The following is a 19,144-nucleotide window of genomic DNA, read 5'->3' as shown; positions in this document are numbered from 1 at the left end:
GTTCGCGGTGCTGTGTGGATGGGCCAGCTCCCGGTCGGTCATCGGGATGCGCTTGGCGAATACCGGCACGCCGTCCACGTCGAGCACCGAGGTGCCACCGCCCACCCCCACGGCGTGGGTGGGCGCGACTCGGAGGGCCGCCGCCAGCTCGTCGTCACCGCGGGCGGTGAGCCACGCAGAGATGCGGTCGTGGCGGAGGCGTCGAAGGGAGTGCATCGCACCCCATCATGCCAGTCGCCGGCGATCGATCCACGGCCGCTTGCCGGCGATGCGCCAAACCTCGACGACTCCCTCGGGCCGGGCGCCGCCGTGAGCTTCGTCCCGGCCCTTCCGCACCCTGCTGATCGCTTTGCCAGTCGCGCGAGCCACCCTTGCCACGGAGAGTGGCAGCACGGGCGACACGGCAGCGACGTGAGGGGGCTGCTTGGCCTCAGGCCGTGGGTCGTGCCTTGGGGCACGCAGCGTGGTAGCCCGGGGCGTCACGTAGCGCGGCGGCAGTGACGAGGCCACAGCCCAGGAGACAGGTACGCCGAACGTCCCTGCCTCAGTACGGTCGTGGCCCAGCGCCCCGAGTCACCACCAGCGCCATCGCCCTGTCCGGCACGCCGCCATCCACCTCAGGCATTGGAGAAGTGTAGAGGTTGGCGCCCTGTGCGGGGGGAGGTAAGCGCGTCCCCAAGGGCAGGCTGCGCGGCCTGCCCACCGGACGGGTGCATCTCTCGGGCGGCCACGTCCGCAACCCTCCTCTGCACCCTTCCCCCTCTACTGCGCCCCATCCCTCTTATGCGTTGACGCAAGGGGACGAGGCCCGCGTGCGCGCCGTCGTCGAACAGGCCCTCCAGTCCGCCGCCGACAGTCGCCTGAGCCTGTTCGCATGGCCGAGTTCGGGCAGGTCGACGCACCTGTTCGGCTGCTCTATGTTGGGCAGTCGATGAAGCGAGATCCGCCCGGCCGCAAGGCGCCCTCGGCGCACCTGGAGGGACTCGGGTCCTCGCTGATGCATACCGTCCGCGTCTGGCAGATCTCTCCGCTCCACACCCGATGGACCGCCATGCTCCCCGTCCGGGCTGGACGCGAGGAGGAGGCGCGGCGCCTGGTGGCCGAGGCGCTGGCGCGAAACCCGGACATGGGAGGGGGACCGCCGCGCAACGCAATCGGGTTGTTCGAGCCGGGGTCCGGCCGTCGTGGGCCGCACTTCAACCCGAGTGACAGCGCCCCGCTGCCGCCCGCGTCGCTCTACCTCGAGTTCATGCCGGCCGGCGCTGACATGGTGTACGCGCAGTACGCGCTGGCGCAGCGCATCCTCGAGAGTGCCGCGCCGCTGCTCGAGGACGCGCGCTGGTACGCCATCCTCACGCAGTGCGAGGATATCCTCGACTGCTGGGAGCTCACGGCGGGCCGGCTGCGCTACGAGCGGCACCTCACGGAGGAAGAGCAGGCCCGAGAGCTGCTGCAACAGCTCGAGCCGTCACTTCGGGGCCGACTGGACTGAGTCCCCGTCGTCCTCCCGAAAGGCCATTCGAGGAGGACGTTCGACTTCAACGTGTTCGCCTGCGTGAGGTGTGGAGGCAGGCGGCGGGTCTTGCCGTACGTGCAGGGGGCTCCCATCCCTCCTACGCATTGACCGTCCCTCTTCCTCAGTCGCGCAGCAGCCGCTGCCCCGCGAGCACGTGCTCGACCCACGACTGTGACGAGCTGAGCGTGGGCGCAAGCCGAGCCGCGAGGGCATCACCCTCGATGGGGTCCGGAATCGACGCCGGCAGATAGATGGCTCCTCTCTGACTCGGCCGCAGCCACGCGCCGACCTGGGCCTCACCGTGGACGACCAGATGCGTCGCATCCGTCCCATTTGTGACGAGATTGCCGGTCAGCTTGAGGTCCCCCTCGATGAACACCTGCGCCTCGTGTACCAACACGAGGTCGCTCGCAATCAGCGAGCCCTTGATCCACAGCGGCACGTAGACGCCCACGTCGCGAATCACCAGCGGGCCGTCGACGATGACGTCCCCTTCGACGACGCACACCATCGGATCCTCATTGCCCACGTACGTCGGACCACTCAACGAGAGCGTGCCCTCGTGCACCACGAAGGTGACGTCACGTCCGCCGAAGAGGTCCTCGTAGTTGACCGAATCATCGCTGACCTCGATCAGGGAATAGCGCTCGAGGCCCACCTCCGTTGCCAGGGGTTCGAACCGCGCACCGGTGAGCGTCGTGTAGGGCTGGGCCTTTGGAGACATGAGGGATGAGTCTACAGCGCTGGCTCGAGCCCGTCTTCGTCACGCAGCTCCCCCAGCACCTCCCGAACGAGATGCTCGGCATGCCCAACAACTTCATCCGCTAGAAGCAGATGTCGCGCACGTCTTCGTAGACCGCGTAGCTGGTGGGCAGGCCGTAGTAGAGGGTCATCGCCTGCTCACAGGTGAGACACGCCCCCTCCCCGCTCAGGGTCGAGTAGGCGCTGTTGGTGTAGAACTTCACGCGGTACAGAGAGTGGCAGATCGGGTGCAGGCCCTCCTCACGAGACGCGACGTCCTCCTCCACTTCAGAGGGAACGCCCGACCCACCACATCCCATCACCAGCAGCCCCGTCGCCAGCAACACGCCCCGGATGACCATCGCTCCCCACATGGATTTTTCTCCTGGAACTGAGTTCCCGATGTTCATTCCATTACAAGAGTAGCACTCGTCGAACAAGCCCTGGGCCCCTCCTTCCTCCGCGAGGAGCCTGGGCCTTGGATACCCTCCAGGAGACAACCTTCTCTGTCGCTGACCGGTGCGGCCCTTGCTTCCCCGCGGGTCGCCACGGCGACTGACGACCTCACGAGAAGATAGGGATTTCCCGCATGGCCATGCGCAGACATCGGGTTCATGATGCGAATGAATCCGGATGTCCGGGTCCAACCCCAGGAGTGCGCGTATGACTTCGAAACTCATGCAGGGACTGCTGTTGGTGGCTGCACTGGCACTCCCCACTGGAAGTGCACTGGCCTTCTGTCAGGACGGAGACACCCAGACGTGCCTCTGTCCCGACGGTTCGATGAGCGTGCGCTACTGCGTCAACAGCCGTTTTGGCCCCTGCGAATGTGGAGGGGGGCTGGGTGGGTCGCCCTCATTGACCGAGGAAGCGAGCGCGGCGGAGCAAGCGACGTCCGAAGCAAGCACGGCACAGGTATGCATCGAATCACTGACGCTCGAACAGTCGTCGGCGCCCTCCGGCACTCCGGGCTGAGTCCGAATGACCGGCCCCGACAATCCCTTCCAGGCCGCGTTACAGTGTGGGCGTGAGCCTGGGCTCGGACATCGTCGGCGAGCAGTGCGGGCCTTCCGTTTCACCCTCGTGCCATGCGTGGGCCGCCTCAGGTCTGCCCACCACAGCTCCATGAAGTCGAAGCGGGGCTGTCGGTGGGCAACCCGGGGACTCGCGATTCATGTCGCGTCTGTCCTCACACTTCAGCCGAGCCGCATGGACAGCTCGACGTCCTCCGCGAATGGCGTCGAGAGATAGCCACTCCTCGGGTCTCGAACCCGCGCGAGGTAGTCGGGGCTGTCGTCGGCGTTGTCGGCGACGATGAGCGCCCCCGGACGGAGCTGGCCCTCGAGCATTCGCAGGATGTCCGGGTAGAGCGCCTTCGCCCCGTCGAGCAGGAGCATGTCGACCCGCGGGGGGATGTCGAGCGCGAGAGTCTTCAGTGCATCTCCTTCGCGAATCTCCACCAGGTCCGCGAGGCCGCCCGCTTCGAGGTTGCTTCGTGCACGAGCGACCTTCGACGGCTCGAATTCACTCGTGATGACGCGGCCCCCACCATTGTCTCGGAGTGCGGCGGCCAGATGCAGCGTGGAGATTCCGAACGACGTCCCGAACTCGACGATGGTCCGCGCGCCCGAACTGCGCGCCAGCATGTAGAGCAGGAGGCCCGTCTCGCGCGACACGGCCAGCGCGGCGTTCTTGAGCCGTCCGTAGAACTCCAGGTAGTCCGTCTTGCTTCGCATCATGCGCTCCCGCTCCTCGCGCGAGAGCGCCGCTATCTCCGGGATGGCGAGAGGCGACACCGCCTCGGCCTCTTCGAACAAGCGGTTGAGCAGGGGGGCAAGAGGGCTTTCGGTCAGCGTGGTCATCGGTTGCTCCGTTCCGTGCGGCATCAAGTGTGACGCTGGACAAAATGCGACGAATCATTCAGGTTCACAATTCGCATTGACGGGAGTGCGCATGAGCCCGCGACGAAGTCCTCGAATCTCCACGAGAAAAGAGCCCCAACAGGCGCGCTCGAACGACCTCGTCGACGCGGTCCTCCGCGCGGCTATTCAGGTTCTGGCGAAGGAGGGAGCCCCGCGCTTCACGATGGCACGCGTGGCCGAGAAGGCCGGCGTCAGCGTCGGGTCGCTGTACCAGTACTTCCCGAACAAAGCGGCGGTCCTCTTCCGACTCCAGGCAGACGAGTGGCGACAGACGACCGCGCTCACTCGGAAGCTGCTCGAGGACACAACGCGTCCGCCGCTTGCACGGCTCCGCGCTCTCGTTCACACCTTCATCCAATCCGAGTGCGACGAGGCCGCGGTCCGCGTCGCGCTGAGTGACGCCGCGCCTCTCTATCGGGATGCGCCCGAAGCCCGCGAGGTGCGAGCCTCGAGCAAGGCCACGTTCGAGGGCTTCATGCGCGAGGCCCTGCCCACAACACCCAGACCGGCGCGCATGCTCGCGGGAGATCTCGTCATGACGACGCTCAGCGCAGTGGGGAAATCCTTCTCGGAGAGGCCTCGAACACCCTCGGAGATTGCCAGCTACTCCGATGCGTTGGCCGACATGCTCTGTGCGTACCTGGAGACACTCTCGGGGAAGGACATCGCTCCCTCGACCGCGGTCGACGCGGCACAGCCCCCTCCTTCACGACGCCCCTCGGCAAGGCGGCCGTGAGGCCTTTCGGCTGCCTCTCCGAACCCACCGCACACGATTCAGGGGCGGGTCCGGCCCCGGACGCTACGCCAGCGCGATGACCGCGCGTTCACAGCCCACGTAGACCGTGCCGTCGGCGACGAGCGGCGCCGTCGTCACGCGGTAGGGCGCCTTCCACCGCCAGCGCTCTGTTCCCTCCCGAAACGTCCAGGCGTGGATGGCGTTGCCAGCCCCCATGTAGACGACGCCCCCTGCGATTGCCGGCGAGACCGTGGCGGCAGGCGACTTGTCGAGCGTGACTGACCAAAGCTCCTTCCCGGTCTTTTCGTTCAGTGCGTGGAGAATCGCGTGATCACCGGTGAAGCACACGACGCCATCCGCGACGGCGGGCGTCCCCCACAGCGCGCCGCGCGTCTCGTAGGACCAACGCTCCTTGCCGCTGGCGAGGTCGAGCGCGCGAAGGCGCTTCCCCATACCGGACAGGGCATAGACCGTGCTGCCGTTGATGGCGGGCGCTCCGCCATGACCCATCGCACCGGCCTTCGCCGACCATCGCTCGACTCCCGTGGCGCGGTCGAGCGCGACGACGTGGCCCTCGGCGAAGCCCTGGCTGGTCCCGACGACGACGTACTCGCGCGTCACGCCGACCGCGGACTGCACGCTCTCACCACGGCGCAGCTGCACGCGCCATCGCTCGGCTCCCGTGCGCGCGTCGATGGCGACCACCTCACCGAGCCGCGTTCCCACGTAGACGTCATCGTCGACAACGATGGGAGAGGAGGTCGCCTCGGCGTCGCACGAGACGCTCCAGCGGATGGCGTGCGTGCCCAGGTCAACGGCGTGGCACTGCCCGCCACCGACGACGAAGAGCAACCCATGCGCAACCATCGGATTCGAGATGCTCTCGGGAACGCCCCCTCCGACCCGCACGTTCCACAGCTCCTTTCCCTTCGAGAGGTCGAGCGCGTAGAGCTTGTCGTTATCGAAGTTCGCGAACAGCACGCCATCATGGATTGCAGGCGTGTTGCGAGTGGTCACGGGCGAACTCGGCGCGAACTTCCAGCGGGCCCTCTTGACCACGAGAGGTCCCGCTCCCTCGAAGTGACCGGTCCGCGCGGCATTGGCGCCAAAGAAGAGGGAGCGAGATGAGTCTGACACGGGAGGTTCTCCGGCTTGGGTGGGCAGCGGGGCCGCGGCGTCACGCCAGGAGCGCGGCTGGAGGTGATTCGTCGCGCCAGGCGTGGCGCTGGGTGCGGCCGGTGAGTCGGCCAAGGACGCGAGCGGTACGACTTGAATGGGAAGCTGCTCGAGTGACGATTCCAAGTCCAGGGCCCGGCGGGAGCTTGAGACGCCGGCCCGCGCCCCCAAGTAGCTCTCACCCGGCCCCTGTCGGCCTCACATCAATTTCCCGTCAACACCACCAGGTTCGCGCGCACCGTCTGGCCTTCAGCGCCCTCGAAGGGCACCGGCTCACTGGGTCGATTGAGCACCTCGATGGCGCCGGCCCCGGGCGGGACCCGCAGGACATAGGTCCCGTCCGTCGAGAGCGTCCCGAAGTGGTCCTCTCCATCGATTCGCGCGAGCACGCCGCCCGACTCCAGGGGCAGGCCCCGGGCATCCCTCACCACGCCTTCCAGCGTGAGCCCGGGCGACAGACGCAGGTGCGCGGTGTCGACACCCGCGGGGATGAGCCGCCGCGTCCTCGGCCACTCGTGATGTTGGATCTCCAGCAGGAAGGGCTCGTCGGGAACGCCTGAGAGATAGAGACTTCCATCCGGATAGGTGGCTCCGAAGCAGACATCCGGCCCGTCACGTCCGGGCAGCTCGGGCCATCTGCACCGCACCGTGGCCTCCCAGAGCCCCTGCCCGTTCGGTGCCTCCACGCGCCCCGTGAGCAGCCGCCCCATCCCCAGCTTGATGTCCCCGATACGGACTGTCGCCCCGGCGCGAGGCGCGAGCTTCCGGAGCTCGGGAGCGAACCCCTCCGCGGAGATGCTCACGTACAGGGGCTTGTTCCCTTCGACAGGGAAGGACAAGGAGAAGCGCCCCTGCGCGTTCTCGAATGACTGGTGCGCCACCTGGAAGGACGGGATGGGGCGGCCCCGAGCATCCACCACCCGGCCACTCACCCGGACCGCGTCGCGGACGCTCGCCTCGCGCTTCGATACGAGCCTGACCGGCTCGGGCTGCTCATCCAGGACCTTCACCCGCTGCGATTCGTCATGGCCCTGCGCGTCCGCGAACACACTCGCCTCGCCCGGCGGAACGTGCTCGAACGCGAAGCCCCCGTTGCGCGCCGTCGCCCGGCGAATCAGCAGCTTCGTCCCTCCTGTCAGCTCCAGGTTGAGTTCCGCGTGCCCGCCCTGGATGGCCACGCCGCGCTCGTCGACGAGCCGGCCACGAAAGCGGCGAGCGCCTTGGAGGTCCAACGTGAGCGTCCGCGCTTCGCCCTCGAAGCGAAACTCACGGGAGACCCTCCGATACTCCTCCAGCACGTCGAAGCTCAAGGACACGAGGTACCTGCCGGGAACCATCCCATCGAAGCTCGCGCTCCCGGCTTCATCCGGACGCCGAGCCCTGGAGGAGGTTCGGACATCGCGGTGCCCGAGCGGCCCGTCCACGTGCACCCATATCGGGTGAATCAATCCCTTGGGGAGCACGACGGCGACAGTCAATCGCCCACCCGCGGGCACCACCCAGCGCACCTTCTGTGAGGGAATCACCACCTCGCCCAGCGCGGAGAGCCGGTCCTTGGGCTCGACCAGGAAGGAATAGCGGCCCCGCGCCAGCTCCGGCAGCTCGAAGGAGCCGTCGGCCCGCGTCTGGGCCGAGAGCGGCGGCGGCCAGAAACACGTCGAGGGGAAGCCCACTCGGCCGTAGTGCTTGAGGTGAATCCAGGCGCCGACCACGGGCTTCCCATCGCTGTCGACGACCTCGCCCCGCAGCGTCTCCGAGCGCTCGAGGACCACGTCCAGCGGGGCCACCACCGAGACGGGGGCGATGTACCGCGATACGTGCTCGGGAGCATTCACCAGGACCGCGATGGGCGAGAACCCGGGCACAGGCACCTCGAACCCGCCGTCCTCGCCGGTGAGCACCTCCTGGTACTTCAGCAGCCCGAGCCGCTGCTGGATTCCTGCTCGGACCCGAACGCCCTTCAGGGGAGTGCCGGCCGCCCCGCGCACACGGCCCTTCACGACCCGGGGCGGTGCGAGCTCGATTCCCACGAAGCGCTCGTTGCCCATCACCATCGTCACTCTCTGGGTCCCCAGTTCGGAGCCACGCGTCGCTGTCAGGACCCATGGTGCGCCGGCCACGCCTCGGAACACGAAGTGGCCGCGCGCGTCGGTGCGGGTGCTCAGGACGTGCTCACGAAAGGTGGCTCGCACCTCCACCTCGGGCACTGGCCCCGAGGAGGAGACGACGAGCCCCTCGATGAAATGGGGGCCCCTGGCCGAGGGCTCCTCGGCCACCGCGGACGTCAAGAGCAAGACCGACAGGACCCACAACGCGTGATGGAAAAGACGAAGGCGCATGCCACCTCCGAGGCCACTCTACCCTCGCCTGCCCATTGCATCAGGCCACCGCTCGCACGAGCACAGCATTTCATCCAAGGGTCAGGTGCCGAGCCGAGCGCCGCGCGACTCCGTAACGCCGCGAAGACCTGGGAGTGGCTGCTCGCGCGACACGAGCCATGAGGTCCACCGTGAAACGAGCCTCCTGGGACCACCAGGTCCGAGGAATCCCCTGCCTACCGCCACGGGCGCCCTCATGGAAGGGGCGCCCCAGGGCGCCTGCGTCAGCGATACAGGGTTACGTCCCCCGAGGTCACGCTGATGTTTGCGAGGCATGTCAGTGGTCGTTGCGGAACCGCCCCCACGAAATGTTTCGCGCGGGCCTGCCCCCATGGGATGGCGACGGCGTTCGGACAGGCACCAGGCTGATCTATTGGAGCTGGCGGGAGTGGCGGACGAGAGTGCGGAGCACATTGTCCCGATCCTCGGACATCAGCGCATGTACTGACTGCCGGCGCCGCTCTAGGACTGGCTACAGCCAGGCCTTGCTCCCAGCGAGAATGAGGTCGGTACCTGCGAGAAACCCGGGGTCTAGACTGTCAGCCAACAGTCCCGACGGCAGCTGCCTACCTGGTTCGAGGACGACAACACCGTGCACCGTGCAAGGCGCTGAAGGGGGGCTCCCGCCCGAGTTCCGGCTCGCGATTCCATCCCACCGGCCGCATTCGAGTTGACGGGACAAATCCACTCCCTGAAAAGACAAATCCCCTGCTCGACCTCTCGGTCGCGCAGGGGACTTTCTCGGATCTGGGCACGCCCGCTCGCGGCTCCAGCTTAATTAGGTTGAACTGCCAGGATCTATTGCTGCTGTCCTGTAGCCTCTACCCGAACTCCATCCGCCTCGGCGCTCTCCACCTCCGTGTTCTATTGACCGCAACAGCTCACCGACGAACATGTGCGTCGAAGAAGCGAGCATGAAAGGTCGACCAGAACTCCGAGACAGAGGCCATACGACTACGATGAAGAGAAGGGTCCAGACCGTCGCCATGAATCCGAGCGTGCCCATGAAGTACCTCACAACGCCGAGTTGCGGGATCGGCTCTGTCCACCATCGACATCGCCAACCATGCAGTCAACCCCCAACCCATCCTCGTATTTCCGAGCGGCAGGCGGTTGCTGACTGTATTCTGCAATGCAAGGGCCAGCGCCAGACTCCGAAAGGAGTCGCATGCATGGCGCGTTGGGGGGACGGAATTCTGCGCACTTGCAGTGGCGGCCCAACAGTTCGCCTGGGTACCGCAGCCGCCTGTGCGAAACCCATTACGCAGTCAGGTGCATATCGCCCATTCAGAATACTGAGAGCACCATGACAAAGCTGACAGCATCCACTCGCAACAACACGCCAGCCACTGGAGCAGATGCTCCTGCGGGCTATCCGCTTAGCTTCGGTTCGCAGGGCTGCGAAGCTGCTGTAGGTGGCTCCGAAAGACGGGGTGGACATCCCAACGTGCAGCCTTCGCCTCGTTGATATTGGCTGCATCGGTCAGTTCGGGCCTGTCGTCAAACGTGAGATACCGGAATCCCCTAAGCTGCCGCGCGTCATCTACCCGAGCATTGATGAAGCCGTACTCGTGCAGAAGCGTGTGGAGTTGGTCTATCGTATCTCGCTCTTGCGGTCGCAAGGTTTTCCCTCGCATCTGAATGGGAAACCGGGATGGAAGCTTCCCCAAGTGCTGACGCAGATCGTCATACCGCAACTCAAAGGCCAGGGTCGCGAAGCTTTCGGCAACACTCCGGAACTGCGGGCATACCTTCCCAACCTCAATGGAGAGATCCTCGAGTCTTTCCTTGGAGAACCTTGGAAGTGTCACGAAAAGATCCGCCCCCACGATCCCCGCCTGTGGAATCGTTCCTGCCGTTGTCTCCGCCACTCGCTTGCGGGCTTCCTTGACCAAGGCCGAAACGAGCAGAACCAGATCTCGAGCCCGTTCGCGAGAGTTCGTCACCAGGAAAGACTTCCATGTCCTTACCTGACGCGCTCCAGCACCTGGAATCTGAACCTCGTTGCCCTCAAAAAAGAGGCTCCAGGCGTCATTACCCAGCCCCTTGCCTTTGGCCAGGCTTTCCGCCGCCTTGACAATTCGACGATGAGCAATGCGCTCAAGCAACTCCTCCGAGCCTCGCAATTGCAGCATACAGGCACGGAAGTGATCTATCGTTTCTCGATGCCCCTCTGCGCTCTTGAGGCGAGTCCACACCTCGGAGCGTAGAGTCGCAACGACCTTGAGCTCGGGGATCCGGGCGGCCACATCCCTCAACGCATGAAGCATGCCCCAAATCCGGTTGATTTCCTTAGGCTCGTCCGGTGAGGCAACCTGGTCCGTGTCGTCGAAGAGCAAGAACATGACAGACGAATGACCATGCAGATATTCTCTCACCGAGTTGAAGAGCGCCGCGTCTGAAGTGCCGCCTCCAAGGTCCTTGGAAAGCTGCGCAAAATCAACCCCTGCAATCGGCTTGGCGACCGCGGCGAGCAGCGTGACGCCGCGCTCAACAAGATCTTCGTCAACAAGCCCATCCTTCAGCGCTTCATCTCTGAGCGACTTCGCGGCACTACTGAGCATCCCGCCTAGCTTGGCCCCTACATGCACGGCCAATGCTCTGACCAGGCAGCGCAGGAGAGCACGTTCGAGCGTGGCAAGGTCGCTCTGCCCATTCAAAGGTGGAATCGCAAGATCGCTTGGCGTGAGAAGCAGCGCAGGCAATCTCTGACTTTGGGATGCCTGATGAAGCCGATGAAGGATTGCGCTTTTCCCCATGCCCTTGGTGCCAACAAGAATGCGCGGGTTCCCCATTGGCACATGCAGGACCTCAGCCATCTGCGCTGGCTGAATGAACACATCCTTCAGGATCCTCAGTTCGCCCTCAGCGGTCCCTGAGAAGAAATACGGTGTGAGCACGTCGAGCGGCGTCTGCGGCATGAGCGGCTCCTGTGAATTCCCTCACAAGCCAGATTTTTTCCCAATTGCTCCCACCTGTAAAGCGGCACATCTGCTCAGGTGCCTCTCGTCCAGGAGTCGCCGTGACCGCGAGAGCCCAGTCGATGCCCCGCACGGGTCGCAGCGCACACCGACATGGCACTATGCGGAAACGCTGGATGGGCCAGGGAACGTAGGCTCCGGGGCGTCAGGAGCCAGTGATGCGGCAGGAACGGCAATGGCTGCCCGCAGCAATCACAGAATCGCTCGGCCGAACTTCTGCGCTGGATGTAGCCATATGAAGTCTATCATGTGTTCCGTGACCACTCTCGATCGGGAAACCCGAGAGCACCCTCCCGTCCCCAGCGTTCGCCAATGGAGCACCGAAGTCCTTCGGTGCGTCGAACTTGGCGCATAGGTCCTTCTTGCCCCAGGGCGGCCAGGTGCCCCCGCCCCCGCAGCGCATGCCTCCCGCTGGACGGCATGGTGGATTGAGCCTGTACTTCGCCCGGCACATGATGTCGCGCCCCGCGGAGGGACGCGCTCCAGCGGCACGAGGGGCCTCGACTCTGGGAGACATCATGCGGAACCGCTTGGCGCATCTGGCGGTGCTGTCGTTGGCGGTGTTCGGCGGGGCCTCGCTGGCCGCGGACAAAGCGGCGGCGCCTGGGTTGTAGGTCAAGCCCCTCACGGAGCAGGACATGACGAGCAAGACGCTGAAGCTCACCCTGACGAAGGAGGGCAAGACGGTGTCCCTGGAGAAGCTGAAGCTGCACTGCGGCGACTGAGCCCGAGGCCGGAACGCCTAACCAGAGTTCGTGATTCGCGATCAGGCTGGGGGGCAGGCGGGCGCGGAGGAGGCGGGAAGAGGGAGCAGGGGCACCTCTCGTTCGGCCTGTGCGCGACCCCAAAAGCGCATGGCTTCGAACCCGCCTCTACGCCAGCGCCACCGCGACCGCGCGCTACGGGAGCACGGAACCGAGGCTCATGAGCGGGTGCCTTCCTGTCCGGTGCTCTCCGCCCATCAGTCGGTAGGGCCGCGCGCGCCCCGGACAGCGTCGGCCAGTTCACGCACGGGCGTCAGCAATCCATACAGCTCGATGGAGGTGCGCGGGACGGAGATCACCTCCACCGTCAGGACGCCGCTCTCGATGGAGAAGGTCTCGAAGACGTGGGCCAGGTTCAGCAGGGGCCGCCGCATTTCCGCGTTGAGGAGGAAGGCGCGGGCCTTGGGAGTGACGTTCCTCAGGTCCAACGCTTTATCGAGGCCGGCATCTCCAACATCCTCGTCTTTCACGCCGAACAGTCGGAGGAACGTGTCGCCCAGCGTCTCGGGCCGGATGGTCACCTCGCGCGGAAAGCCGTCACCCAGCCCGTGCCGGATGATGGTGACGATGTGGAAACTCCTGCCAAAGCCCCGGTGCTCGGTCTCCACGGTGATCGCCCGCCCGGCGTGGCGGCCCTTCATCTCCAGCGTCCCCGCGGAGTACATGAACCCGGACGTCGCAGTGAAGGACCAGCCGCGAGTGTTGGCGAAGTCCTGCCAGGTCTGGAGTTGCTGCGTCCAGTGCCGCCAACGGACGTAGCCAATGACACTCGCTACCCCAAGGCCGACTCCGAAGACGCTGGCGAAGATGCCAATTTGTGTCCAGGTCATTCCCGTAAGCATCCCCGTTCGGCCCGTATCTGCCAACCCCTCCGCGCGCGGGCCTCCGGACGGGACGCCGCGGGGAAGCACCTCTCTGGCAAGGACGACCCCGTGCCTTCCAACTGGGATGGAAGGCTCCGCGGGCAGGACCGAGCGGGCCCCACCCCTCGCATGCGTCGCGGCCCCCACCAGCCTCAGGGGCAGAGCAGCTCGACGGACTTGATGCGCATCACGCCATCGACGTTCGGGTCGTTGGTCTGGTCGCCGATGGCGATGTTCCCGTCCGCCATGAAGTTGTTCCGCGTGAGCTTCGCGACGCCGTCGATGCTCACCGTGGCCACCTTCGCCGCATCCACCGCCAGTTCGTAGACATGATACCCGCCGCTGATCACCGGGAACGCCGCGGACTGAGTGTCATCCGCCCAGCCGATCGCCGCGCTGTCGAGGTAGATCATCTGCGAACGGTCCACGGAGTTGCCGAACGGCGACGTGAAGCTCCCCAGGATGGCGGCGCCGCTGTCGAGCTGGTTGTGGCGGCTCGCCGACTCGACTTGCGCCGTCACCACGAGCTTGAAGGGTTTCGTTGCGTCGACCACGTTCGCCCGCGTGAGGAGCAACTGCCCGCTCGTCCGCGCTCCGCTGTTCGTCGACGTCTCCAGGCGAACGTAGTCCTCGCCGTACGTGAGCGTGTTCGGCGCCTGGGTGATCGCCCTCCAACCTTGCGCCGTGATGTCTTCACCGCCGACCAGCAGGGGAATGCTCCCCCGCGCCGACCACTGCGTCGTCGACGTCGTGGGCAGACACGCCTCGCAAGCGTTCGCCGGGTTCGGTGTGCCTTCGTCGTAGAGGCTGCCGTCAATGAAGCACTTCGGGCCGCACGCGCCCGCCGAGCAGACCTGTCCCGCGCCGCACTGCGTCCCGTCCGCCCGTGGCGTCCACGCGGTCGCGGAGGTCTCAGGTACGCACTGTTCGCACGCGTTCGCCGCGTTCACCGTCCCTGACGCAACCTGCTGGCCGTCAATCTGACAGCGCAGGACGCAGACGCCCCCCTCACAGCCCTGGCCAGCCGCGCAGGCATTGCCGCAGCCACCGCAGTGCGCCGGGTCGGCCCCGGTGTTCACACAGGAGCCGCCACACAGCACGATTCCGCCGCCGTCGCACTGCTCCGGCACGGACGCGTCGGGTGGATCGACGGGAGGCGGAGTGGAGTCCTTCCCGCAAGCAGCGATGACGCCGAGCACGACGATGCAGGAGAGAACGCTGGAACGAATCGAGACCATGAAGCCCGCCACCTTGCGCAACGACACGCCCTCGCGGCGTGTGCTCGTGAAGTGGTGAAGCTTGGAGCGCACGCGCGCGGGTGAATCAAGGCCTTTTCCAGCAGCGGTCGCTGGGACGACAGGCGCGCGGGTCGAAGCGACAGGAGGAGTGAAGGCTTCGATGAGTTGAGGTCGGTTGCTGAACAGAAACGCGCGCCGGGACGCAGGTCCGGGCCTGCCACGTCAACCACTCCTCCTGCCGCGCCAGCTCCACGTTCACCCTCCGCGTCCGCGCCGTAGCCAGCAGCAGCGCCTCCGCGCCTGCCGTCCATGGGGACGATGACAAACTGGCGCCGACCCTCTCACCCCGCTCCCGAGCAACGACACATTTCAATCCGCCAGTTCACTGGCCGCGCCAAGTCATTGCACATATTCGAAGCGCAGCGCGCTCGCGCCGCCCCCCGAGGACAGCTCGCTGTTGGACGTGTAGGCCCAACCGCCATCGGAGAGCGCGAAGCAGGCGCCCCCGTCCGGCGCGGAATGCCACGTGTAGCCCGTGCTCGCCACCGCCCGCCCCGAGCGCGCGAGGATGCGCGACGAGAACCCCGCCGGCAGTCTCACCCCGTTGGCATCCGGCGAGCCGGACATGGCCCCGTACGGGCTCGGCCCCGGCTGCGCGGGCGCGGCATACGCCCCCTTCCAGAATCCAGGTCCCATGCCCAGCGCCCCGCCACCCAGCGCGGAGAGACGAAGGAAGTCACGACGGTCCAATCGCATACAGAATCCTCCTTGAACGTCCTGAACCCGGTCTACAAACCCATGCAGTTGGCGTAGTACGTCACCGTGCCCGGCCAGTCGCTGAAGATGCCGATGACACCCACGTGCCGGGCGAGCACGTCCACCGCGACGAGCATGTCGCCGTCGTTGTTGATGGCCTGCTTGACGGACTGGAAATAGAAGCCGCCGCCTTTCGCCAGCGGGCCGTCACGCTCCAGGGACCAGGCGATGATGTCCAGACCCGCGGCCCTCGCCGCCCTGGCGTACGCGGACGGGATGATTCTCCCCTGCGCATCCAGCGTGAGCAGCACGTAGATGGGCGGCGCGATGACCTCCACGCCCGACGCGGCCAGCTCGTCCATGCCCGGCACCCAGGTGCTCGGGTCGTTCGGATCAAACCGGGTGCCCGGAATCTCATAGCGCCCGTCCAGGTAGACGGCCTGCCTGCCGAACTGCGGCTCGCGCTGAATCCAGTACTTCACGTCGTCGAGGTTGAAGGACTGCGGCCACACCTGGCTCGGGTGGACGCGGGCCTGCTTGTACTCATCCAGCATCTGCTGGGCATAGGCGGCCTGCGTATAGGTGCCCTGGTACGGCATGGGGACACTCGGGGCCTTCAGCTCCGGAGTGAACTTCGTGCCCAGGCGCTTGAAGAGCTCGATGCTCTCCTTGTGGGACAGGACCGTGCCACACGCGGAATAGAGGTCCGTGCGCCAGGGAGCCGTTCCACCCAGGTACTGAGCCACCGTGGCCGCCGAGGGGTTGGCGGCGTCCATCTTCCCGCACAGCTGCTTGAACTCGGCGAGCGTGATGTCGCTGGTGCAGCAGAGCGCGGAGGCGGGCTTGCCGGTGGTGGGGTCCGCCGGCTGGAAGGGCTGCGTGCACTTCGCCGCCAGCGCGGGAATGGCGAGGATGTTCGTCGTGGTGTGCAGGTCGCACTGCGAATGCCGGCACACCAACTGCCGGTCCTTCGTGAAGGTGACGTCGCACTCGAGGATGCCCGCGCCCATGCGCGCGGCGGCCTCGTAGGACTCCTTCGTGTGCTCCGGGAACTGGAGCGGCGCGCCGCGATGGCCGATGGAGAACTCCGTCCGGGAGAACGGCCCCTCCGAGCACTGCTGGAGCCTGCGCTTCAGGGGGCTCTCATCCATGTCCTCGACCAGGTAGTAGGGACGAGCGCCCACCTGGACGTTGAGTCGGCGCGGCGGCGCGTGCTCCGACCGGGATTCCTCGGCCGCGCGCACCGCGAGCGCGTCGTCTCCGGCGGGGGCCGCACCGGGAATCGTGATGCACGCGGCGAGCGTCGCCGCGAGGAGCGTCACCAATCTTCGGGGATACATGAGAGTTCCGGCTCCTTCATGGGTTGCTGGACATCCAGGTCCGCGCAAGATGCACCCTCCTTCCCCGGCGGAAACGTCAAGGTTGAGCGACGATTCTCTCAAGAACATGCCACGACGCGAGCAGAGCGGCGTCGCGCGGTGCCTCGGCCGGGAAACCAGGCCCACTCCGTTGGTCACAATGACTTGTGACAACGAGGTGTCCCCCGGTTTTTCCGTACCCGGCGCGGGGTGAGACGTACTCGAAGCAACCGGCTTTCCCTCTCGCTGAGCTCACCCTTGCGGTTTGAACACGCGCTGGGTGGACGGAGGGTATGCCGCGAGCTTGCTGGCGGGCCGACGCGGGCGCGTCGTGAGTTCGCCGCCGCAGTTGGGGCAGATGCCCTTCAGTCGCTCCGTCGCGCAGCTCACGCAGAACGTGCACTCGAAGGTGCAGATGCGGGCATCCGTCGAGTCGGGTGGCAGGTCGCGATCACAGCACTCACAGCCTGGACGCATTTGAAGCACGTAACCTCCTTGGACGCAGGACCCGAAAAGAGCACGGAAAAGGGGCGCGGGTCATCACCCACTGACCCCAGCCGCCCGGGGACCTTCCCCCCGAAGGGCGAACAGCCGCGGTAAGTGGTTGCCGTGGGTCCAATTCACGCCCTGGAGCGCGCCTTTGTCCCACGCGCCCGGCGATTGTCATTCAAGACCACAATCACTACCATGCCCGCGCCACTCACAGGAGAGGTGTCCATGCACCGTTCGCTTGCTGGAGTCGCTGTTGCCGCCGCGATGTCGCTGTCCTCCGCAGTGCTGGCCGAGGAGCCTCGCGCATCCGAACCCCAGGGATTGAATGTCTCCAGTGCCATGCCGGCCTGCTTCGTGGACACGCCAAACTGGGATTACCTTTCCGCATATGCCTGCTCCGCCAGTGGCAGCGCGTACTCGACGATTGTCTCCTGGGGCGTCCTCGGGATTGACCAGACGGGTGGCCGCTACACCATCCAGTTCCTCGACTCCTGCTACGGGCATGGCTACTACCAGGACACGGGCTATAGCTGCATGACCGTCATCAACAAGTACGACACGCTGACGCAGCGCATCCGCGTCTACGACAACTTGACGGGCCAGTGGTCCGCCACCCTCACCGCGACCGCCTCGTACTACGGCGACGACTAGCGAAGTCCCTGCGTGCCGCGCGGGCCCCACACATGGGCCCGCATGGTCCACCGCTACGACATGGCCCTCCGGATTCCGGCCTCATTGTCGCGCAGGGTGCTCTCCAGATGTGCGCGCGCCCATGCCTGGCCTCCTGCCAGTCCCTGCCTGAAAGCAGCCGCGCCCCCTGCCCAGTTCTCGGCCGCGAGGTCGATGACTCGCTCCTGGATGCCCCGGGGCAACCCGCCGAAGTTGAGCGCTCCATTGCCTCCCGCTTGCGCCTCCCATGGGGCCGGGACCACCTCTTGCTGCATCACGAACGAGCCAGGCTCGCCTTCACGTGAGCCGCGAACCGCCAATCTCGTGAACTCAGGGTTCAACCGCCGCAGTTCGGCCCGCCGCTCCTCGGTCGTCATCCCCCTCCACGGATTGCCCTTGATCAATGGCTCCCGGCCCCGCTGCGTTGCACGGGTCGCGATGTAGCGTTCAAGGCTGACACCCGGAGGCAGGAGGACGAGCAATTCCGTCTCACTTTGAGACAGCTCGGTCGAGCCAGGATAGAGGTACTCGTCAGGCACATCGAACCAGACATCATGGCGAGCGCCCTGCAGGATATCACCCACGCCACTCTCCGAGTCGTCAGTCCCCCAGGAAAGGGAGTAGGGGTTGACAGCCACGGAGACAAAGGGCGTTTCGTCCCCCAGCATTCCCTGCCCATGCCTGTCGATCGCTTGCAGGATGCCCCCTCGCCCGCCACCAACCAGTTCGCGATGAAGCCTGGCATAGGCCTCGGGGTCCTGGGCCCCCAGCTTCGAGATATAATCACTCTCTTTTCCAGCATCCATCCAACGGACCACGCGCATCAACTGGATTGGCGCGGCCCCCTGCGTCCCGGTCATCCGCTGCACGGGAGGTTCGTGGAGCGAGTCCGCCATCATGGGCTGAAGGGTGGCCCTGTCGCCCATGACCTGCGCCTCTGACTCCAGCGCGGGCGAGTCATTCACCGGCGCGCCGTTGAAGTCCCGGGTGGGAGTCACCCTGCCCTGCTTCTGCTGCACCACGTGCCAGGCCTCATGGGGCAGGTGTTGCTCCTGGCCCGGTCCCACATGGATGTCCGCCCCCTGGGTGTACGCAAGCGCCTGAAGCTGGGCCGGCATGGTGGAGTTGTAGTGAACGCGTACGTCATCCAGGCTCACGCCGGAGAGCGACTCAATGCCAGTCTTGAGTTCATCCGACATGCCGGTCCTGTTTGCCTCAACCGGCTTCCGCTGCGCGGTGCCCCCATGCTGGAGCCGCGCCTTCATCTGCACCAACCGCTGAACACGAGGGCTCTGGGTGGCGGTGTCCTGAATGGCGCTGAGCCGGCTCACAGGATGCGAGGAGTTCGCCAGACATTGGACTGTCGTGCCACCCTGGCCTTGCCCCCGCGCGGCGTCGTGAATCGTCGCCAGGTCCTTCGGAATCCTGGGGGTGTAGGCACTCATGCAAGAGGAGCCTTTTCAAGACAGCGTGGGAGCACGCCAGTGTGGAGGCTCGCACGACACAAAGACAGTAGCGGTCAGGTCGCCCCCATCCGCCCAGACCCGCGGAGGC

The 19,144-nt window shown here is 65.9% G+C and carries 16 protein-coding genes and 1 pseudogene; 4 read left to right on the top strand and 13 right to left on the bottom strand.

All coding sequences use genetic code 11. From position 1 onward, the window contains the following. Window positions 1-216: pseudogene (locus HUA76_RS36985) on the bottom strand (hypothetical protein); the annotation flags it as partial. 715 nt (window positions 217-931) lie between these two features. On the opposite strand from HUA76_RS36985, the gene HUA76_RS36980 reads away from it, so the two are divergent. Then, window positions 932-1,492 (top strand): hypothetical protein, encoded by a 561-nt coding sequence (locus HUA76_RS36980; protein WP_174463518.1) that lies wholly within the window; start codon window positions 932-934, stop codon window positions 1,490-1,492. 145 nt (window positions 1,493-1,637) lie between these two features. Here HUA76_RS36980 and HUA76_RS36975 read toward each other — a convergent pair whose 3' ends face one another. Both HUA76_RS36975 and HUA76_RS36970 read right to left on the bottom strand, forming a co-directional pair. Continuing rightward, entirely contained in the window at window positions 1,638-2,240 is a 603-nt protein-coding gene (locus HUA76_RS36975; RefSeq protein ID WP_141641210.1) for a hypothetical protein, read from the bottom strand. A gap of 100 nt (window positions 2,241-2,340) precedes the next feature. Then, on the bottom strand, window positions 2,341-2,631 hold the full coding sequence (locus HUA76_RS36970) for a hypothetical protein (RefSeq protein WP_174455741.1): 291 nt from the start codon (window positions 2,629-2,631) through the stop codon (window positions 2,341-2,343). A 289-nt stretch (window positions 2,632-2,920) separates the two neighbouring features. Here HUA76_RS36970 and HUA76_RS44980 point away from each other — a divergent pair, with 289 nt between their 5' ends. Then, window positions 2,921-3,232, top strand: coding sequence for a hypothetical protein (locus HUA76_RS44980; RefSeq protein WP_174465106.1), 312 nt, complete (start codon window positions 2,921-2,923; stop codon window positions 3,230-3,232). A 221-nt stretch (window positions 3,233-3,453) separates the two neighbouring features. Here HUA76_RS44980 and HUA76_RS36965 read toward each other — a convergent pair whose 3' ends face one another. Further along, entirely contained in the window at window positions 3,454-4,119 is a 666-nt protein-coding gene (locus HUA76_RS36965) for an O-methyltransferase (RefSeq protein ID WP_174463517.1), read from the bottom strand. Between HUA76_RS36965 and HUA76_RS36960 the strand changes: the two genes are divergently transcribed. Further along, window positions 4,037-4,915 carry a TetR family transcriptional regulator gene (locus tag HUA76_RS36960; protein WP_371823571.1) on the top strand — a complete coding sequence of 293 codons (879 nt, stop codon included), beginning with the start codon at window positions 4,037-4,039 and terminating at the stop codon, window positions 4,913-4,915. The genes HUA76_RS36965 and HUA76_RS36960 overlap by 83 nt on opposite strands. Window positions 4,916-4,978: 63 nt before the next feature. Here the strand turns inward: HUA76_RS36960 and HUA76_RS36955 are convergent, their stop codons facing one another. The 8 genes from HUA76_RS36955 to HUA76_RS36920 form a co-directional block, all read right to left on the bottom strand. Beyond that, window positions 4,979-5,974, bottom strand: coding sequence for a PQQ-binding-like beta-propeller repeat protein (locus tag HUA76_RS36955; protein WP_174463515.1), 996 nt, complete (start codon window positions 5,972-5,974; stop codon window positions 4,979-4,981). 320 nt (window positions 5,975-6,294) lie between these two features. Next, complete coding sequence (locus HUA76_RS36950; protein WP_174463514.1) at window positions 6,295-8,430, bottom strand: carboxypeptidase-like regulatory domain-containing protein; 2,136 nt, start codon at window positions 8,428-8,430, stop codon at window positions 6,295-6,297. 1,418 nt (window positions 8,431-9,848) lie between these two features. Beyond that, entirely contained in the window at window positions 9,849-11,390 is a 1,542-nt protein-coding gene (locus HUA76_RS36945; protein ID WP_174463513.1) for a P-loop ATPase, Sll1717 family, read from the bottom strand. 1,021 nt (window positions 11,391-12,411) lie between these two features. After that, on the bottom strand, window positions 12,412-13,044 hold the full coding sequence (locus HUA76_RS36940) for a hypothetical protein (protein ID WP_254614724.1): 633 nt from the start codon (window positions 13,042-13,044) through the stop codon (window positions 12,412-12,414). Window positions 13,045-13,229: 185 nt separating this feature from the next. Then, window positions 13,230-14,387, bottom strand: coding sequence for a hypothetical protein (locus HUA76_RS36935; protein WP_371823570.1), 1,158 nt, complete (start codon window positions 14,385-14,387; stop codon window positions 13,230-13,232). Between the two features lie 327 nt (window positions 14,388-14,714). Further along, on the bottom strand, window positions 14,715-15,071 hold the full coding sequence (locus tag HUA76_RS36930) for a twin-arginine translocation signal domain-containing protein (protein ID WP_174455747.1): 357 nt from the start codon (window positions 15,069-15,071) through the stop codon (window positions 14,715-14,717). Window positions 15,072-15,103: 32 nt separating this feature from the next. Next, window positions 15,104-16,411, bottom strand: a complete 1,308-nt coding sequence (locus HUA76_RS36925) for a glycerophosphodiester phosphodiesterase family protein (RefSeq protein WP_174463511.1) — start codon at window positions 16,409-16,411, stop codon at window positions 15,104-15,106. Between the two features lie 270 nt (window positions 16,412-16,681). Next, window positions 16,682-16,906 carry a DUF1272 domain-containing protein gene (locus HUA76_RS36920; RefSeq protein WP_217440736.1) on the bottom strand — a complete coding sequence of 75 codons (225 nt, stop codon included), beginning with the start codon at window positions 16,904-16,906 and terminating at the stop codon, window positions 16,682-16,684. A gap of 240 nt (window positions 16,907-17,146) precedes the next feature. Here HUA76_RS36920 and HUA76_RS36915 point away from each other — a divergent pair, with 240 nt between their 5' ends. After that, window positions 17,147-17,572 (top strand): hypothetical protein, encoded by a 426-nt coding sequence (locus HUA76_RS36915; RefSeq protein WP_174463510.1) that lies wholly within the window; start codon window positions 17,147-17,149, stop codon window positions 17,570-17,572. 53 nt (window positions 17,573-17,625) lie between these two features. Here HUA76_RS36915 and HUA76_RS36910 read toward each other — a convergent pair whose 3' ends face one another. Continuing rightward, window positions 17,626-18,855, bottom strand: coding sequence for a DUF4157 domain-containing protein (locus HUA76_RS36910; RefSeq protein ID WP_254614735.1), 1,230 nt, complete (start codon window positions 18,853-18,855; stop codon window positions 17,626-17,628). Window positions 18,856-19,144: the final 289 nt, after the last annotated feature.

This window comes from Myxococcus sp. CA056, from assembly GCF_013336715.1.
In the GTDB taxonomy this organism is placed as follows: Bacteria; Myxococcota; Myxococcia; order Myxococcales; family Myxococcaceae; genus Myxococcus; species Myxococcus llanfairpwllgwyngyllgogerychwyrndrobwllllantysiliogogogochensis.
The sequence above is the reverse complement of the archived record's forward strand: the minus strand, read 5'-3'. Positions and strand labels throughout refer to the sequence as shown.

Excerpts from the sequence above, each read along its gene's own strand:
- HUA76_RS36945 (WP_174463513.1), bottom strand. The coding sequence starts at position 11,390 with ATGCCGCAGACGCCGCTCGACGTGCTCACACCGTATTTCTTCTCAGGG.
- HUA76_RS36970 (WP_174455741.1), bottom strand. The coding sequence starts at position 2,631 with ATGTGGGGAGCGATGGTCATCCGGGGCGTGTTGCTGGCGACGGGGCTG.
- HUA76_RS36915 (WP_174463510.1), top strand. The coding sequence starts at position 17,147 with ATGCACCGTTCGCTTGCTGGAGTCGCTGTTGCCGCCGCGATGTCGCTG.
- HUA76_RS36920 (WP_217440736.1), bottom strand. The coding sequence starts at position 16,906 with ATGCGTCCAGGCTGTGAGTGCTGTGATCGCGACCTGCCACCCGACTCG.
- HUA76_RS36980 (WP_174463518.1), top strand. The coding sequence starts at position 932 with ATGAAGCGAGATCCGCCCGGCCGCAAGGCGCCCTCGGCGCACCTGGAG.
- HUA76_RS36950 (WP_174463514.1), bottom strand. The coding sequence starts at position 8,430 with ATGCGCCTTCGTCTTTTCCATCACGCGTTGTGGGTCCTGTCGGTCTTG.
- HUA76_RS36910 (WP_254614735.1), bottom strand. The coding sequence starts at position 18,855 with ATGAAGGCGCGGCTCCAGCATGGGGGCACCGCGCAGCGGAAGCCGGTT.
- HUA76_RS44980 (WP_174465106.1), top strand. The coding sequence starts at position 2,921 with ATGACTTCGAAACTCATGCAGGGACTGCTGTTGGTGGCTGCACTGGCA.
- HUA76_RS36930 (WP_174455747.1), bottom strand. The coding sequence starts at position 15,071 with ATGCGATTGGACCGTCGTGACTTCCTTCGTCTCTCCGCGCTGGGTGGC.
- HUA76_RS36975 (WP_141641210.1), bottom strand. The coding sequence starts at position 2,240 with ATGTCTCCAAAGGCCCAGCCCTACACGACGCTCACCGGTGCGCGGTTC.
- HUA76_RS36925 (WP_174463511.1), bottom strand. The coding sequence starts at position 16,411 with ATGTATCCCCGAAGATTGGTGACGCTCCTCGCGGCGACGCTCGCCGCG.
- HUA76_RS36940 (WP_254614724.1), bottom strand. The coding sequence starts at position 13,044 with ATGACCTGGACACAAATTGGCATCTTCGCCAGCGTCTTCGGAGTCGGC.
- HUA76_RS36960 (WP_371823571.1), top strand. The coding sequence starts at position 4,037 with ATGGCGAGAGGCGACACCGCCTCGGCCTCTTCGAACAAGCGGTTGAGC.
- HUA76_RS36965 (WP_174463517.1), bottom strand. The coding sequence starts at position 4,119 with ATGACCACGCTGACCGAAAGCCCTCTTGCCCCCCTGCTCAACCGCTTG.